This is a genomic window from Anaerophaga thermohalophila str. Valhall, assembly GCF_000250735.1.
In the GTDB taxonomy this organism is placed as follows: Bacteria; Bacteroidota; Bacteroidia; order Bacteroidales; family Marinilabiliaceae; genus Anaerophaga; species Anaerophaga thermohalophila_A.
In genome coordinates, this window is record NZ_AHZV01000244.1 from 1 (window position 1) to 17,328 (window position 17,328).

11 protein-coding genes are annotated in these 17,328 nt (G+C 40.6%); 8 read left to right on the forward strand and 3 right to left on the reverse strand.

Annotated elements, in window-relative coordinates; translation table 11 throughout:
* Positions 1 to 480 precede the first annotated feature (480 nt).
* The 5 genes from OQ5_RS23890 (at position 481) to OQ5_RS0113055 (ending at position 9,165) form a co-directional block, all read left to right on the forward strand.
* Positions 481 to 1,473 carry a TonB-dependent receptor plug domain-containing protein gene (locus OQ5_RS23890; protein WP_016777910.1) on the forward strand — a complete coding sequence of 331 codons (993 nt, stop codon included), beginning with the start codon at positions 481 to 483 and terminating at the stop codon, positions 1,471 to 1,473.
* A 9-nt stretch (positions 1,474 to 1,482) separates the two neighbouring features.
* Positions 1,483 to 3,456 (forward strand): SusC/RagA family TonB-linked outer membrane protein, encoded by a 1,974-nt coding sequence (locus OQ5_RS21065; RefSeq protein WP_255297530.1) that lies wholly within the window; start codon positions 1,483 to 1,485, stop codon positions 3,454 to 3,456.
* 12 nt (positions 3,457 to 3,468) lie between these two features.
* Positions 3,469 to 5,070 (forward strand): RagB/SusD family nutrient uptake outer membrane protein, encoded by a 1,602-nt coding sequence (locus OQ5_RS0113045; protein WP_016777912.1) that lies wholly within the window; start codon positions 3,469 to 3,471, stop codon positions 5,068 to 5,070.
* Positions 5,071 to 5,109: 39 nt separating this feature from the next.
* Complete coding sequence (locus OQ5_RS0113050; protein WP_016777913.1) at positions 5,110 to 6,219, forward strand: SusE domain-containing protein; 1,110 nt, start codon at positions 5,110 to 5,112, stop codon at positions 6,217 to 6,219.
* Between the two features lie 156 nt (positions 6,220 to 6,375).
* Positions 6,376 to 9,165 (forward strand): alpha-amylase family glycosyl hydrolase, encoded by a 2,790-nt coding sequence (locus OQ5_RS0113055; RefSeq protein WP_016777914.1) that lies wholly within the window; start codon positions 6,376 to 6,378, stop codon positions 9,163 to 9,165.
* Positions 9,166 to 9,234: 69 nt separating this feature from the next.
* Here OQ5_RS0113055 and OQ5_RS0113060 read toward each other — a convergent pair whose 3' ends face one another.
* Positions 9,235 to 10,362: a sugar transferase gene (locus OQ5_RS0113060; RefSeq protein ID WP_016777915.1), complete on the reverse strand. Its 1,128-nt coding sequence runs from the start codon at positions 10,360 to 10,362 to the stop codon at positions 9,235 to 9,237.
* 197 nt (positions 10,363 to 10,559) lie between these two features.
* On the opposite strand from OQ5_RS0113060, the gene OQ5_RS0113065 reads away from it, so the two are divergent.
* The 3 genes from OQ5_RS0113065 (at position 10,560) to OQ5_RS0113080 (ending at position 12,687) form a co-directional block, all read left to right on the forward strand.
* A complete protein-coding gene (locus OQ5_RS0113065) occupies positions 10,560 to 10,874 on the forward strand; it encodes a hypothetical protein (protein WP_016777916.1) in 315 nt (104 codons plus the stop codon).
* A 166-nt stretch (positions 10,875 to 11,040) separates the two neighbouring features.
* Positions 11,041 to 11,691 (forward strand): protein-L-isoaspartate(D-aspartate) O-methyltransferase, encoded by a 651-nt coding sequence (locus tag OQ5_RS0113075; protein ID WP_016777918.1) that lies wholly within the window; start codon positions 11,041 to 11,043, stop codon positions 11,689 to 11,691.
* A gap of 354 nt (positions 11,692 to 12,045) precedes the next feature.
* A complete protein-coding gene (locus OQ5_RS0113080; RefSeq protein ID WP_016777919.1) occupies positions 12,046 to 12,687 on the forward strand; it encodes an MBL fold metallo-hydrolase in 642 nt (213 codons plus the stop codon).
* 543 nt (positions 12,688 to 13,230) lie between these two features.
* Here the strand turns inward: OQ5_RS0113080 and OQ5_RS0113090 are convergent.
* On the reverse strand, positions 13,231 to 15,564 hold the full coding sequence (locus OQ5_RS0113090; protein WP_016777921.1) for a T9SS type A sorting domain-containing protein: 2,334 nt from the start codon (positions 15,562 to 15,564) through the stop codon (positions 13,231 to 13,233).
* Positions 15,565 to 15,724: 160 nt separating this feature from the next.
* Positions 15,725 to 17,278, reverse strand: a complete 1,554-nt coding sequence (locus OQ5_RS0113095) for a helix-turn-helix domain-containing protein (RefSeq protein WP_100221929.1) — start codon at positions 17,276 to 17,278, stop codon at positions 15,725 to 15,727.
* Between the last annotated feature and the right edge of the window lie 50 nt (positions 17,279 to 17,328).

Below are 17,328 nucleotides of genomic sequence, written 5' to 3' on the forward strand. Positions count from 1 at the left end.
CTCCGCGGTTAATTTTTAATCACCTGCCTGCCTATAAACCTACTAACCTATTGACCTGTTGACCTGTTGACCTGTTGACCTGTTGACCTGTTGACCTGTTGAATCTTACGTTAATATCAGATTTACAGCCAATTCATTCTAAATTGAGTTCCGAAAACGATTGCAGAAAAAATCAAAAAATGTTTTACAACATGTAAAATTTATGCAAACGAAACCGCAATCGTTTGCGGTATCGATTTCGATGATTTCATTGTAAAAAGTCAAGAATTGATGTTAATAAATGTATACTTCGGAGTTGTTTTGTTTTAATTTTGTGTGTGAAGAAAGATGACACAGCCGGGAAGAAATGTAACGACATTTTGAGATTAAAAACGCCGGCGGAGTTATTGACAGCAGAAAAAATCCCTTACAGAGGTTCTTTCAAACGTGAAAGAACGTTGAAGAAATGTTTAACCAAGTATATTTTTAAATCAAAGTTTTATGAAAAAACAGTTTAATTTCTACAAAATCCTGTTTCTTTTTTTAGGGCTTGGCTTTTTTATAAGTGCATCGGCCCAGGAAGTAACAGTGACAGGAACGGTAACAGAAGCCGGTACCGGTGAACCGTTGCCGGGAGTAACTGTAGTTATAAAAGGCACGCAACAGGGTGCTATTAGTCGTGTTGACGGAACTTATTCTGTTCAGGCTTCACCCGACGACGTTCTGGTGTTTTCTTTTATAGGTTTTAAAACACAAGAACAGACTGTTGGAGACCGCGAGGTGATTAATGTTGCACTCGAACCCGAAATTCTGGGTCTCGATGAGGTGGTTGTTATTGGGTATGGTACTGTACGGAAGGAAGATGCCACTGGCTCTGTGACAGCAATTGAAGCTGATGAAATCAACAGGGGAGCCCCTGTCTCTCCAGAGGACTTATTGAATGGTAAAACAGCCGGCGTTAGAATCACCAATTCCGGGGGTGCTCCGGGAGCCGGATCAACTATTCGTATTCGTGGTGGTTCTTCATTGTCTGCCAGTAACGATCCTCTGATTGTTATTGATGGTGTACCTGTTGATAATGAAGGAGTATCCGGAATGAGGAATCCGCTTAGTTCCATAAATCCTAATGATATTGAGTCTTTTACTGTATTAAAGGATGCTTCTGCTACAGCTATTTACGGTTCACGTGCTTCGAATGGTGTAATTTTGATTACAACAAAAAAAGGACGTGAAGGTCAGCCTTTAAAGTTTAACTATCATGGATATGCAACTGTTAATACAATCGATAAAACAGTTGATGTTTTAGATGCCGATAAGTTTCGTGAAGTTGTTAATAACGTTGCTCCTGGTGGAGTTTCCGCTATGGGTGATGCGAAGACTGACTGGCAGGATTTGATATTTAGAAATTCTATTGGTCATGATCACACTTTTAGTGCAACAGGTACCATTAGGGAAACAATACCTTTCAGGGCATCTGTAGGTTATACCAATTAGGATGGCATCATTGAGACTTCTAACTTTGAGCGTGTTACTGCTTCTTTTGGACTGAATCCCAGTTTCCTGGAGGATCATCTTGATGTAAACTTTAATTTGAAAGGCGTTCAGAATGACAACCGGTTTGTTGATTGGGGAGTAATTGGGAATGCTATTACATTTGACCCGACACAGTCACCCTATCGTGATGACGATAGATTTAACGGTTATTTTACATGGATGTCGGGTGAAAATGCCAATACCGTTGCAGTTCCGAATCCCTTGTCACAACTTTATGACCGAAGTGATGAATCAACTGCTAAAAGAGCTATTGGTAATCTTCAATTGGACTATAAGTTTCATTTTCTGCCAGAATTAAGGGCCAACTTAAACCTTGGTTTTGACTATTCAGACAGTGAAGGAACCGTTATTGTTGAAGATGAAACAAACTTCTCTTATACTGCACTTGACCGTTCTTCCGGGCAATATAATGAATATTCTCAGCAGAAGAAGAATGAGCTGATTGATTTTTATCTTAACTATGTAAAAGAGATTGACGCTATTAACAGTCGCCTTGATTTGATGGCCGGGTTTTCTGAACAGCATTTTTACAGAGAGGATTGGAACCGCGAAACTTCTTACGACAGAACTGAAGTTTATAGTGATGAGCCGGCGTATGAAACAGAAAATAACCTTAGATCCTTCTTCGGCCGTCTGAATTATTCTTTGCTGGATCGTTATCTGCTAACATTTACTTTGCGTCAGGATGGTACCTCCAGATTCCATGAAGACACTCGTTGGGGGACTTTTCCTTCTGCTGCTTTTGCATGGAGGATTGTTAATGAGCCATTTATGAGCGGATCTGAAAATATTTCAGATCTAAAGTTAAGATTAGGATATGGAATTACCGGCCAGCAGAATATTAATCAGGGAAATTATCCATACCTGCCAAGATATACTTATAGTTCTTCAACTGCAAGATATGGATTTGGAGGTGAGTTTTACACAACGCTGCGTCCGGAAGGATATAATAAGGATCTGAAGTGGGAAGAAACCACAACCTACAATTTGGGTTTGGATTACGGTTTCTTTAATAACCGCCTATCTGGTTCTATTGATGCGTACTATCGTGAGACCAAAGATTTGTTGAATTTTATACCGGTGGCAGCAGGTACCAATCTGACCAATCAATTACTGACCAATGTAGGTAATTTGGAGAATCGTGGTATTGAATTTTCAATCACCGGTCGTCCTGTTTCTACTTCTGATGTTTCATGGGAACTTGGGTTCAATGCCACTTACAGTGAAACAGAAGTAACTAAGCTGAGTTTAGGTTACGATCCTAACTACGTAGGTGTATTTACAGGAGGAATTTCAGGAGGTACAGGAAATACAATCCAGATTCACAGTGTAGGTTATGCACCCAATACCTTCTATGCTTATGAACAGGTTTATGATCAGGAAGGAAATCCAATTGATGGATTGTATGCCGATAGAAATGGTGATGGGCAAATAACCGGCGACGATCGTTATCAGTACAAGAAACCTGCTCCTGACTGGTATATGGGATTAAATTCGAAACTTAAGTATAAGAATTTTGATTTCAGTTTTTCTGCAAGGGCAAATATTGGCAATTACGTATACAATAACGTTTACTCTTCATATGGTTTTACTTCCAATATTTGGGTAAATAATTTTCTGAGCAATGTTGTCGATAATGCCCTGGAAAGCAATTTTACTGATGCAAGGTATCTTTCAGACTATTATGTTAAAAATGCTTCCTTCCTCAGAATGGACAATATTTCCCTGGGATACACATTTGATTCACTGGGTAGCTTCGGGCTTACAGGTTCAGACATAAGTGCCAGGGTGTATGGAACTGTTCAAAATGCTTTTGTAATTACCAACTATGAGGGATTGGATCCTGAAGTTGATGATGGAATAGATAGTAATGTTTATCCTCGTCCACGGGTTTTTATGGTTGGAGTAAATGTTAACTTTTAATCAGCGATCATTATGAATACAAAAATATTTAAAGGAATTTTTGGCAGCATGCTGGGTTTGATGTTAACCTTCATCGCCACATCATGCTACGAGTTGGATACAGAGCCGTTGGCAGAGACGGAAGTTACATCTGCATCGGTTTTTGAAGATCCGGCTGCATACAAGCAGTTTTTAGCAAAATTATATGCAGGTCTTGCTGTTAGTGGTCAGGACGGCCCTGCCGGTGAACCCGATATTAGCGGTATTGACGAAGGTTTTAGTCAGTTTTTGAGAGGCTATTGGATGGCTCAGGAATTGTTAACCGATGAAGCCATTGTAAGTTGGAATGATCAAACCATCAAGAATTTTCATTATCAGCAATGGACCTCTACCGATGTGTTTATTACCGCTCTTTATTATCGTGTATTTTATCAGATTCCATTGGCCAATGAATTTTTGAGAGAAACGACCGATGCCAAGCTTGATGCAAGGGGTGTTGAAGGTTCTTTGAGAGAAGATATTCAAATGTTCCGGGCCGAAGCGCGTTTCCTTAGAGCTTTGAGTTACTGGCATGGCATCGATCTGTTTGGTGATATTCCGTTTGTTACGGAGGAGAATGAAGTGGGGAGCGGCCTTCCTGAGCAAAAATCAAGAGAATTTGTTTTTAATTTCATAGAAGAGGAATTGTTAGCAATAGAATCGCAGCTTGCTGAACCGGGAGAAAATGAATATGGTCGTGCAGATAAGGCTGCGGCTTGGGCACTATTGGCAAAACTATATCTGAATGCTGAAGTTTATACAGGTGATGCACGATACACCGATTGTATCACTTACTGCAATAAGATTTTTGATGCAGGTTATTCACTTTCCGATAATTACCAACACTTATTCCTGGCTGATAATCATACCCAAACCAATGAGATCATTTTCCCGATTGTTTTCGATGGGAATAATACCCAGTCTTATGGTGGAACGACTTATATTATTGCTGCCGGCACAAGTTCAGCCTGGACAAACGTTGATGAGGTTTTCGGCACCGGTTCACACTGGGCTGGAAACAGAACAACAAAAGCGTTGGTTGAAAAGTTCCCCGGCGATGGCTCGGATGCACGTGAAATGTTTTATACCGATGGTCATGATTTAGAGATTGACGATGTTGCGGATTTTACTCAGGGTTATGGAATAATGAAATTTAAAAATGTGACACAAGCCGGTACCCCCGGGTCCGATGAGACTTTTATGGATACAGATTTCCCGGTTTTTCGACTGGCTGATATCTATTTGATGTATGCTGAAGCAGTCTTGCGTGGGGGCGATGGGGGCTCTGTCGGACAAGCAGTGGATTATATTAATTTGATTCGTGAACGTGCTTACGGAGACCAGTCAGGAAACATTGGACAAACTGATCTGACTCTGGATTTTATTATTGATGAGAGAGCTCGTGAACTTTATTGGGAAGGTCATCGTCGGACAGACCTCATTCGTTTTGACAGGTTCAGTCAGTCAGATTATGTATGGCCATGGAAAGGTGGAGTGAAAGAAGGAAGATCAACGAATCCAAAGTATGATTTGTATCCGATCCCAGCTGATGACCTGGGAGCTAATCCTACGTTGGTTCAAAATCCTGGTTATTAATAATCAAGAGTATTGATAAAAAGAAAAAATAATTTAGATATGAAAAAGCATATTATATATTTGCTCGTTATGTTGCTGGGAGTATTCAGTTTCACTTCCTGCGACCAGACTGATGATGAGCCTATGGTGGGAACATTTATCCCACCTGAAATTACTATTCCTTCATCAGGTACCAGTTATACCTTATTAAAGGATGCTGGTGACAACCTTATCGAAGTGATAAAGTGGGACGCAGCTGATTTTGGATTTCAATCCGCAGTTACCTATACAGTAGAAATTGACGGTACTCAGGGAGATTTTTCTGAACCGTACGAACTTGGTACTGTTAATGATACTGAGTTCAGGATAAAAGTTTCTCAACTAAATACTGCTGCTGTTGAATATATAGAGCCTGGTGAAACTGGCGATCTTCAGATCAGAGTAAAAGCAGTTGTACATGATGATGTTGAGGTACTTTATTCAGAGCCTGCTTTAGTCACTGTTTCAACATATCAAACCAGCGTTCCACCTATCTATATGATTGGAGCTGCTGTTGGTGGTTGGGATACTGCTCTTGCAGTGGAGGTTCCTGCGACTGAGGAGGATGATGTATATCAAACTAAAGCTTATTTTGATGCGGAGACTGATGGGAATTTCAGATTTTTCTCAGCACCCGACTGGGGAGCCTCACTCGGAGGATATGATGTATTCACTGACTATCCTGGCGATCTCTTAGAAGCCAGAACATCTGATAGTGATCCTAATTTTGGATTTGTTGGTACAACAGGTTGGTACGAGATAACTGTAAATACAGCATCGGGCTCAATCGCCATGGAGGCAATTGATGAACCCAATCTCTATCTTACAGGAGATGCTACTCATGGCTGGAACTGGAATGATCCTGTTACATCTATCTCTTGGGTTGGCCATGAAATCTGGGAAGGAAATGTAATCTTTATACAAAACAATTATTTCAGATTATTCGAACAAAAGGATTGGAGTCCGGTTTCTTATGGGTATGATCTAATTACCAATTATGATACCGATTATATCATAATTGCTGAAGGACATAGTGATCCAAACTGGCAGTTTGTTGCTGCTTCCGGAGAATATTTCGTTAGAGTGGATAAAAGAAATGCCATTATTGAAATATCTCCTGTTAATGAATAGTTAATATCAATGCAAGGCTACATAATTGGTCTTTTTTAAAGATTCTTTGTGTAGCCTTTGCTTTGTTGAAAAATGACAATCCAAATCCCGGACAAACAAATCACTATTATAGGATTCATCCACTATCTTATATCTAATCATCTAATATTCTATTGTATGCGGCCGATCTTTTTTATCACCTCCATATTGGTTTTGGCAACTATTTCAAATGCCCAGGTAGTTACCACCGAACCGGCTATTCCTACCGAAAACGATGAGGTTATTGTTACTTTTCATGCTGAAGAGGGGACGGGTGGACTGAAAGATTATGATGGAGATGTTTATGCCCACACCGGCGTCATTACCGATGAAAGTACCGGTGACTCTGATTGGAAGTATGTTGTTTCCGCCTGGGGAGAAAACCTGGCTAAGACCAAACTGGACAGAGTAGATGCCAACACTTATACTCTGACCATTACACCGGATGTTCGCGACTATTACGGAGTACCCGAAGGAGAAAAAATTCTCCGGATGGCTTTTGTATTCCGGAGTGCTGAGGAAGTTAACGGCAACTACCTTGAAGGGAAGGACGAAGGCAATGAAGATATTTTTGTGGATGTGTATGAGGCCGAATTAACCGCTGTTATTGCCCAACCTGAGGATGGAGCCTTGTTTGATCCGGGTCAGGTGATTGAAGTGGCCGGACAGGGGCAACAGTCGGTATCGCTCGAATTGTTTTATGATGGTGCTTTGGTAGAAACGTCTTCTACCTCCGAATTAAACTATTCAATGGCAGCACCAGGTGATGGCAGTCACCGGTTGGTACTGGTTGCAACCGGAGATGGCGGAGCTGTCGATGCCGATACTGTCGACTTTTATATTAAAGAGCCGGTTGTACAGGAGCCTGTTCCGGCCGGACTTCGGACGGGAGCAAATATTATTGACGAGAATACAATAACATTGGTGTTACAGGCTCCTGAAAAATCGTATGTTTATGTTTTGGGCGATTTCAACAATTGGGAACCCCGTCCCGATGCACAAATGAAAAAAGACGGAGAGTGGTTCTGGCTGACAATTTCCGGGCTTGAACCGGGAGTGGAATATGCTTATCAGTATTATATTGACGGAGAAGTGAAGGTTGCCGACCCATATACTAATAAAGTGCTTGATCCGTGGAACGATAAATACATCCCCGAACGAATATATCCCGATCTGAAACCTTATCCGCAAGCCGATGGCGCAGACGGAATTGTTTCTGTGTTTACTACAACACCAGAAGAATATCAGTGGAGAACCACAGATTTTACACCACCTGATCCCGAGGATTTGGTCATTTATGAATTATTGATTCGTGATTTTACCGAAAATCAGGATATAAAGACTGTTACCGATACACTTGACTATTTGCAACGTTTGGGCGTGAATGCCATAGAACTTATGCCTTTCAATGAATTTGAAGGAAACGACAGCTGGGGCTATAATCCATCGTTTTACTTTGCCGCGGATAAGGCTTACGGAACACTCAATGATTATAAAGAATTTGTTGATGAATGTCATGCCAGAGGTATAGCCGTGATTATGGATATGGTGCTTAATCATAGTTACGGGCAGTCGGCTTTTGCCCGAATGTATTTGGAAGACGGGAAACCGGCCGAAAACAATCCCTGGTACAACAGGGAGCACAACATGGAAAATACTGCTGCCCAATGGGGATACGATTTCAATCATGAGAGCCCGTACACTCAGGAACTGGTTGACAGTATCAACGCGTATTGGATGTCGGAACTTCAAATTGACGGTTTCCGGTTCGATTTTACCAAAGGATTTACCAATACCCCGTATGGGCCCGATTCATGGGCCAGTGATTATGATGCCAGCCGTATCGCTATATTAAAGCGTATGGCCGATGAGATATGGCTGCGAAATCCGGATGCATTGGTGATTTTTGAACATCTCTCAGAAAATTCCGAAGAAAAGGTGCTGTCCGACCATGGTATTTTATTGTGGGGAAACATGAATCATCCCTTTAGCGAAGCCGTAATGGGGTATAATGATAATGGCAATTCTGATTTCACATGGGCCTCGTATAAACAAAGGGGGTGGTCGTCACCTAATTTAGTTGCTTACATGGAAAGCCACGATGAAGAACGGGTAATGTACAGAGCACTCAATTATGGTGATGCTTCGGGAACTTATGATGTGAAAGAGCTTGAAAATGCAGCCTTGCGATCAGGCATGGCAGCCATTTTTCTGATGTCTGTTCCCGGCCCCAAAATGATATGGCAGTTTGGCGAAATGGGTTACGATATAAGCATTGAAGAAGGCGGTCGCCTTGGACAAAAACCGCCCCAATGGGAATATCTGCAGGATTACACCCGTGAGTCGTTATGGAATTTTTATGCCAATATTATTAACCTGAAAAAGAAGTATGAGGTATTTTCTACCTCCGACTTTGTTCTCGATGTAGATGAAGCTGTAAAACAAATCCGGCTTAACGGTTCGGATGTTGATATCCGGCTGGTTGGAAATTTTGGTCTGGAGACCGACGAGGTTACGCCGTTTTTTAGTCATACAGGTTGGTGGTACAACCATTTTCAGGGCGACAGTATTAACGTTACCAATGAAAATATGCAAATTACTCTTGGCCCCGGACAATTCGCCTTTTATACTTCTTCCAGGCTTGAAGGATTTAGAAATGTTACATCTTCCGGTGGTGATTTGATCTTTGAGGATAACGATATTCACGTTTTTCCAAATCCTGTTTCCGGAATATTGAATATTAAGACCACGAACGACCTGGTATTAGAGAGGTTTTATCTTTATGACTTTTCGGGCAGAACAGTTTTCTCAAAAAATATGTGGGGGAAAAACACTTTTGATGTTTCGTTCCTTCCTGAAGGCTTTTATATCATGGAAATTGTGGATGCCCGTGGGGAAAGACATTATCATAAATTCATAAAAAAATAAGTCTGCTGCTATAAGAGACTTTCAAGACCTGGCTTAGATATCACACTTTTTAAAAGGGAACAGTCCGGCTTATCCCGAAAGCCGGCTGGAGATAACTTCTCTTTCACTGAGGTTCTGGAGCTTGAACCATCTTGAAAGCGGGTCTTCATAGCAGGGAAGTATTTTTTCTTTTGTTCTGAAAGCTTCTTTTTCCCTTATTCCGCATCTGTTAAATGTTTTGAAAAACAGATACCTTATTGTTTGTCCGACAATTTTCAGGTTCATAAGAAATGAGGGATGGTTTAGATAAACTATATCATAGTACAAACGGTCGGTCATTTCTTCAATTGAACTTGCATAGCCATATTTCACCATTCCCAGGGAAGTGAGTCCCGGTTTCGACTGATAGATAATTTTGTAATACGGTATTTTTTCGGACAAATACTTAGCATAGTATGGTCTTTCCGGCCGTGGACCTACCATGGACATATCACCTTTCAGAATATTCCAGAATTGCGGGAGTTCATCTATGTGCCAATATCTTAATATTTTGCCGGCCCTGGTAATTCTTTTATCCTGTGAATGAGAAAGCTGGGGGCCGTTTTTCTCAGCTTCCTGGTACATGGTTCTGAATTTGTAAAGTACAAATTCCCGGGCATTTTTACCGAGTCTTGTTTGTTTGTATATAACAGAACCTTTTGATGTGAGCTTTATGGCAACAGCAATAAAAGGAAACAGAAGGGCAAAGATACTTAACCCTGTCAAAGCAATGGCTTTATCAATCAGGTAGCCGACTATTTTTTCCAGCGTGCTAGTGGTTTGAGGGAAGAGCCGGATGTGCGGAAGGTCATTTAGTCGGTTCAACCTGATAAATCCGGCTAAAAGGTCCAGTTCTACGGGGACCAGTTTAATAACGGCTTGTGAAAATTTGAGCGACAGTAATAAATCCTGATCCACTTCATCATGCCGGGGTGATCCGATCATGATTATCTGGTCTGATGAGTGTTCTTTGATGAATTTAGAAAAATAGTTTATATCCCCAATATAGTTTAAGGATGTTGGTAATAAGTTCCTTGCGAAGTATCCGCGACATTTCAGATTGTTTTCTGAGAGAAACTCGTCAAGTTTCGCAAAGATGCTGACGGATGGTGTCTGGAAAAAAATGAAAATTACCGTCTTTGTTTTTCTCCCCTTGTTTGATTTTTTTGTAAAACCCATAAATAAACCATTTTTAAGGATTAAAAAGGGGTTGGGTAGTTATAAAAAAAGGAGGGTTGGGAATTATGGAAAAGTCCGCTCCGGAAAGTCTCTTTTTGCCTCGACCTTGACAAGAATAGCTCTTTTAGGAGCACACTCATGGTTAATTTGATTCTGATTCTTATAAAGCTGCAGAAATGTTTTTATAGAAATATCAGATGTTTATATCAATTACGCAAATATTGCTTTCCTGGTATTTCTTATTTGATTATTTTATATGTTTCTTTGATGAAACGAATCCCGATTCCCGGGCTGAGTTCCATCAGGCCTTAAAAAAGAAACGGGTATTAAGGTTTGATTACTTCCCCGGCTCCACTGCTTTGTTTACAAAGAAATCTGTCACAGACCGCTTGTTGCTGAAGGTTTTATGCAAATCGCCATGCTTGCTGCAACCGGAGGAGCCACACCCGGGTATGTATAAAAAATTCATAAGTCTGGTGGCTGCCATCAGACCAACAAATCAGATAAATTGATACCCAATTTAAGGAATAATAATGAATGCGGTATAAAAAGCATATTTTTGTCAACAATGAGTTTGGCAACAAAGATGCTTTTTAAGCCGGGCTCAATAATAAAAGTGGTTAAATCTTGTGTAGTGATTGCTTGCTCATTGATACGCATTAATCAATAAAAGGTTTTATGGAATTATCAGATTCTTTCCGGCATAAAGGACTGCGCCACCGGTTGGTGCGAGAAATAGAGAAGAAAGGCATTACAGATAAAAATGTTTTGGAGGCAATAGGTAGAGTGCCGCGCCATCTGTTTATGGACAGCTCTTTTGTAAATATGGCCTATAAAGATCAGGCATTTCCGATAGGGCAGGGGCAGACCATTTCTCAGCCCTATACTGTTGCAGTACAGACTTCTTTGCTTGATGTTAAACCCGGCGACAGGATATTGGAGATAGGAACAGGCTCCGGCTATCAGGCTGCTGTTTTACATGAAATGGGCGCTTCCGTTTTTTCAATTGAGCGCCAGAAACGGTTGTATCAAAAAACTTCCCGTTTACTGGCCTCTATCGGGTACAAAGACATCAGGCTTTTTCTGGGCGACGGTTACGAAGGACTTCCTGCGTTTGCCCCTTTCGATAAAATTATTGTTACCGCGGCCGTTGATGAGGTCCCTTCTACTTTACTGATGCAGCTTAAAATTGACGGGATGCTGGTTGTTCCGCTGGGCGAACGTTCGCAAACAATGACACGAATTAAGCGTTTATCTGATGATGATTTTGAAAAAGAAACATTTGGCGAGTTTGCTTTTGTACCGATGCTTAAGGGTATTGCTAAATAGTGTCTGTCCATAAAGTACCATTTGCTGTGTTACGCTCGCCGCCAAAATACTCATTTACGAAAAGTAAACTCCGTTTTTGGCGGCTTCGCAAGCCTTGCAACCGGCACTTTATGAACAGACACTCAAATTGTAAAAATTTTTTGGTACTTTATAGACACACACCAAATAGTGTCTGTCCATAAAGTACCACTGGTTGCATTACATTTGTCTGTTGAACTTTTACAAACACCTTTAATTTTGTTGGTCGCAAACAATAGACTTGTTTTTTAAGAAATACAGATTTAACAGTATATTCCAATCATCTTACGTCTAAGAATCTATGAATCTAATAATCTAATAATCTACCAATCTATCATGCTACATATTGAACAAATGGTTTTCAATCCGTTTCAGGAAAATACTTATATCGTTTATGCCGATAACGGCGACTGTGCCATTGTCGATCCCGGAATGTTATTTGAGCATGAGCAGGAACAGCTGGTTGAAAAAATTTCCAGGCTAAAAGTCGTTCCCCGTCTGCTTTTGCAAACTCATCTGCATGTTGATCACGTTCTGGGAAGCCGGTTTGTTTCGGAGAAGTACGGTTTGGAACTAATGGCACATGAGGCCGACGAATTTTTAATTGGTCAGACACGTAACATGGCGGCGGCTTTTGGAATGGACATAGATGAGGATCCACCGGCTCCTGTTCATAAGTTAAGAGATGGGGACTTAGTAAAAATAGGAGATGTTTCATTTGAAGTTATGCATATACCGGGACATTCTCCCGGGGGTATTGTTTTCTATTCACCCGACGAAAAAGTCTTACTGGCAGGAGATGTTTTGTTTAAAGGCAGCATAGGCCGGTCCGATTTACCCGGTGGCAATCAGCATGAACTGATAGATGGAATCAAAAAGAGATTGTTGGTTCTTCCAGATGATGTTATTGTTTATCCCGGACATGGTCCTTTAACTACAATTGGTGAAGAGAGAAGTACAAATCCGTTTTTGCAGTAAAAAAGGAGCCTCAAAAAATGAGGGGCGTGTCTAAGAAGACTAATTTTTACTCTGTTGAACTCTGTGCTAACTCCGTGGAGCCCCGTTAAACAATGAGTTAAACAGAGTGTCACAAAGTACGCACAGAGTATCACAGAGTTTTTGGACAAGCACTAATTCGTGTCTGTCCATAAAGTACCATTTACTGTGTTACGCTTATCCGAAAATTACTCATTTACGATGAGTAAACTGCGTATTTTCGGACTTCGCAAGTCTTGCAACTGGCACTTTCTGAACAAACACACATACTGTAAAAATTTTTTGCGAGTTTATAGACACACACTATTTAAAAGGCGCGTTGGCCTGTCCGCTTTTCTGTCCGGCGGATGGCGAGAAGCCAAAATGGGCGATGTTCATAGCCTTGCGCAATGACCGGAAATTTTGGCTTTCGCTGGGGGATAGGTTTAAGCAGACCAGCCTTTTTTGGTTCTTTTTGGGCAACACCAAAAAGAACAATGGAAAATAAATTTGAAACAGGCTGCTGACTTTTTCAGCAGCCTCTACTTAGCGAACAGACAGGAACTGGCTCCGTGATTTTTCCGAATCGCTAATTTTGATGATATAATCTCCTGTTTTTAAGGAAGGGCAAGTTATGCGAAGGTCTGTTTCAGAATTCGGAAACTTGTTTTTATTGTAAACAACACGTCCCATTTTGTCAAATAGTTGAATTTGAACTTTTCCTTCAAAAATCCCGCTAACTTTGATTTGCTCTCCTGCTTTTACAGGGTTTGGAAAAATGGTTAGCCGATTCTCTTTTTTTGAAGAAGTCATTTTGTTTTCACTAATGGAACCGGAACTGGCACTTTTCACACCTTCGTAGCTTACATAGTCATCCTGTAAGACATAAACAGCGTATCCCCTTGCGGGGGCTTCTACCCACACCCTGCCGTCACTGTAAACCTGAGTGGTTTGATTATCATCAAAAGCATTAATCAGTGTTTTATTGCTCCAGTCGGACCATCCTTGAGGGGTTGCATCCACCCATAGTCCTTTTGTTGAGGTTCCGTTGTTAATTACAACGATGGCACCATCTTTTGTCCCGTTCCCTTGCCTTCTGGCAACATAAACATCATGTGTGTCAGATGAAGGATAAGGATTTCCTGATTCACTGAGAACCGAGAGTGTTCCGTTAAGATAAGTTTTTCGGGCGAAAACAAGTTTTTTGATATCTTCTTTTAATGAGGCCGGTATTTCAACTTGTATGGAAGCGTCGTGATTGTCAACCAGAGTCACTCCGTAAAGATGAGGGTAAAAAATACACGGTCTGCCTTCGTGTGTGAGGATGTAGGCATATCCAAGGTGCCAGTCTTTGGTAACCCATTTATCGTGTTCTTTCCCGGAATCATGATTTTCCAGAAAGGTAACGATTGATGTTCCCGGCAGACTGTTACCATCGGCATTTCGTACCATTCCGGCATGGTTAAGCCAATTCATATCAAATCCTGAATCTCCGTTGCATAGGTCGGTTAGCGTCGATTTTAAAGGAAAATCAAAAGCATCTGCATCAGCGCCGTATGAGGCAACGTTGTTCACCCAACTTTTAATACTGGAGGCCGATCCCCAATATTCACCAACTATAAATCTTTGGTTATCGTCCAGAAGCGGCAGATTGTTTATCCAGTCGGCAACATAAGATTCCTGGAAGCCGCGAACAAAGTCAAGACGATAACCATCAAAGTTGACTTCATCTGATAGCCAGATGCCCCAATTATTCATTCGGGTTTGAACTCTTGAGTCAAATGTGTTCAGATCGTTTCCAAAACCTTTTGTGTTGGGAATAATTTCGTCACCGGTTCCCCAGTCGCCAAGCCAATCGTCTTCATCAACCGGATGAAAATAAGAGTAATCCCATGTCAGATTAGCTTCTCCCTGGCCGGTATGCGTTACGTATGATATTCCGGTATTTGTTATTGCGTGTAGGTCATTTGTGGCAAGATTCTGTCCGTTATACCATACTTCAAAAGGATAATAACCGTTGGTTTGATCGGCCCACAACCATTCATCATCGACTTGTCTGCGTGCAGTCAGCTTAATTGTAATATCTTTACCTCCTGGGGCGGTCACTTTAAATTCGTCTATATCGCCTTCATAATTTATGAATGCTCTGACTGTCTGACCGGAACCCGGGAAGTTGTTGGTTTCCCCATTTCCATTGTTTGGTTCGCTTTCCCATGAATAAGTTGTACCAAAGCCGGTATCATTATAATCGATTTGGATGTCATAAGCGCGTTCCTGATAAGAGACGGAATAATTTAGGTAGTAACCTTTGAATTTGATGTAATAGTCACCAGCTGCAGCATCTTCAATAATCCATTTTATCTCATTGGTTGGGTAAGGTACATATTGCTGTCCGTTTCTGTATGCTTCATCGAAAACGTATTGCTTAACAGCGGGATTAACCTCAGCATCATCGTCCGATGAATACATGTGATTCAATATTATGTCAGCATAAACTGCCACTTTCGGTTGTCCGTTGCTGGTATCGTGCATAGCAGAAATCATACTCTCCAATTCCTGGCGACTTCCAAATCTGGTTTCAATACTTCCTTTTTGGTCATAATTTCCAAGGTCGTAATGGTCATAAATACCGTATCCCATATCGTATATTCCCCAATTTCCTTTGGCAGGGGAAGGAACCCAAATACCGGAAATTCCTATTTCTTTGAATTCCGAGGCTTTGTTGTATAAATTGTCCCACCAAAAGCCATTATTGTTTTCCGCATCTACCGGTACGTCCCAGTAAAAAGCCTGAAGCATTACATCGTTCTGGGCTTTCGTGGTTAAACCCAACGAAATCAGCAGCATGCTTAAACTCAGAATAGTAAAGATTTTTTTCATTTTACCTGGATTTTAGTTAGTAATTCAAGATTTATTCAAACTTTTCTCAAGCTTAACAGCTCAATTTTGCAAAAAGAATAAATCAAAATCGACTTATTTCGGGATTTAAGACTTACCGAAAGGTGCGGTTTTAGGAAATAGGATGTCTAAAACTCTGGTGTTATGTGTTTTGTGTTTTAGTGTGGAAGTATTCTCTGGGTGACAATCCGGTTGCTTTTTTGAAGGCAAGATTGAATGTCGATTTTGAATTGAACCCAACCTCATGAGCTAAATAAAGAAAGGTGAGATTTTTTGCTTTATCGGTATTCATTTTATCAATGAATTCATTTACCCTGAATTCATTGATGAAATCCCTGAAGTTTTTGTTAAAGCAGTCGTTAATAGCCTTTGATATGACATGTGGTTTCTCTCCCATCATTTCTGCAAATACGTTGAGGGTAATATCAGCATCCAGGTAGGGCTTCGATTGATGCATAAATTCCATGATGCTGTTTGCCAACTGCTCATTGTGGCAACCTTCACGCTCCGTTTTCTTCTGTGGCATGAAAACTATTTCATTGAAATAGACAAAATAGAATATTACAAATAGCTGAAGTGATGATACAGAAAGAGCTATATCTTGATGATCGGGAATAAATGAAGTTCCGGAAGCATTCAGCAGAAAAAGATATATCCCTGACACAACGGCAAAAAAATTGATAGTACTTACAATCATAAAAAGCAACCATTCAGACGCCCCTTTTCCGGAATATCCTTGCCTTCCTTTATGGGTGCTAATGACAGGTGGTACGTGCCTTGAAGAAACAAAAACCGGGTTGTCTTCTTTCTTAAGACGACGTTTTTTGTGATACAATTTTATTACGAGGGAAATAACATAGAGTAAAAAAAGAAAGCTACCCGAAATTATCAAAACGGCATCTATAATGAAAAGATCGTTTCTTAACGGGGTTTGGACCCATTTAAATTGCCAAATATTCAAAAACCGTGGAATATTGATCATCATAGCTATGAGAGCCGGGACAAAATGGTAAATGGGTAGGTGTCTTTGGGGAACGAAAAAAGCCTTATACAAACGCTGAAGAAACGGGCCACCCATAAAAAGGAGAATCTCAAAACTCAGCATTAGCCTGAACTTCCAAATCAGGTCGGTGAATTCATAAATAACAGCACCCATGAAAACAATGATGAGAAACACAGTCCAAATTATAGTTTGCGAAGTTCTTTGTACCGAGTAGTTTTTTCTGGTACTTTTCAATATAATGATCAAGAATATACCATTTAGTAAAGCGGCCGATAAAATTAACACATATAAAGGAAGAGATGTTTGACCACCAATGTCCTGCCAGTTTTCTATCTTTACACTAACGGGGCTTTTGAATTTTCCGGAAAGTTGTCTGTTGGGTAAATAGGAGTTCATTGAATCTGTCTCTATTTTCATCCAGTTGCCCCGTGAAAACTTAAATTCAATAGTGTCACGATTTTGGGGTATGGTAACGAAGAGTTTTCCGTCGAAACGCCTTCTGACTTGATAGGTTGTATCTTTTACGTTCCAGTTGTTAAAATTTCCACATGCAAAAATGGTATCTTCGGCAGGCGTATTACCCGGAAGAGCTTCTATGATGATTGTTACACTTCTATGTTGGGATTGTGAAGGAGAATATTGGCTGGTTAGAAGAACATAGAATAGTGATACAATTATTATCTTGTAATTCATGGTCTTTTTCATAAAATTGGGATTCTAACCTGCTTTATTCATAAGTTTTC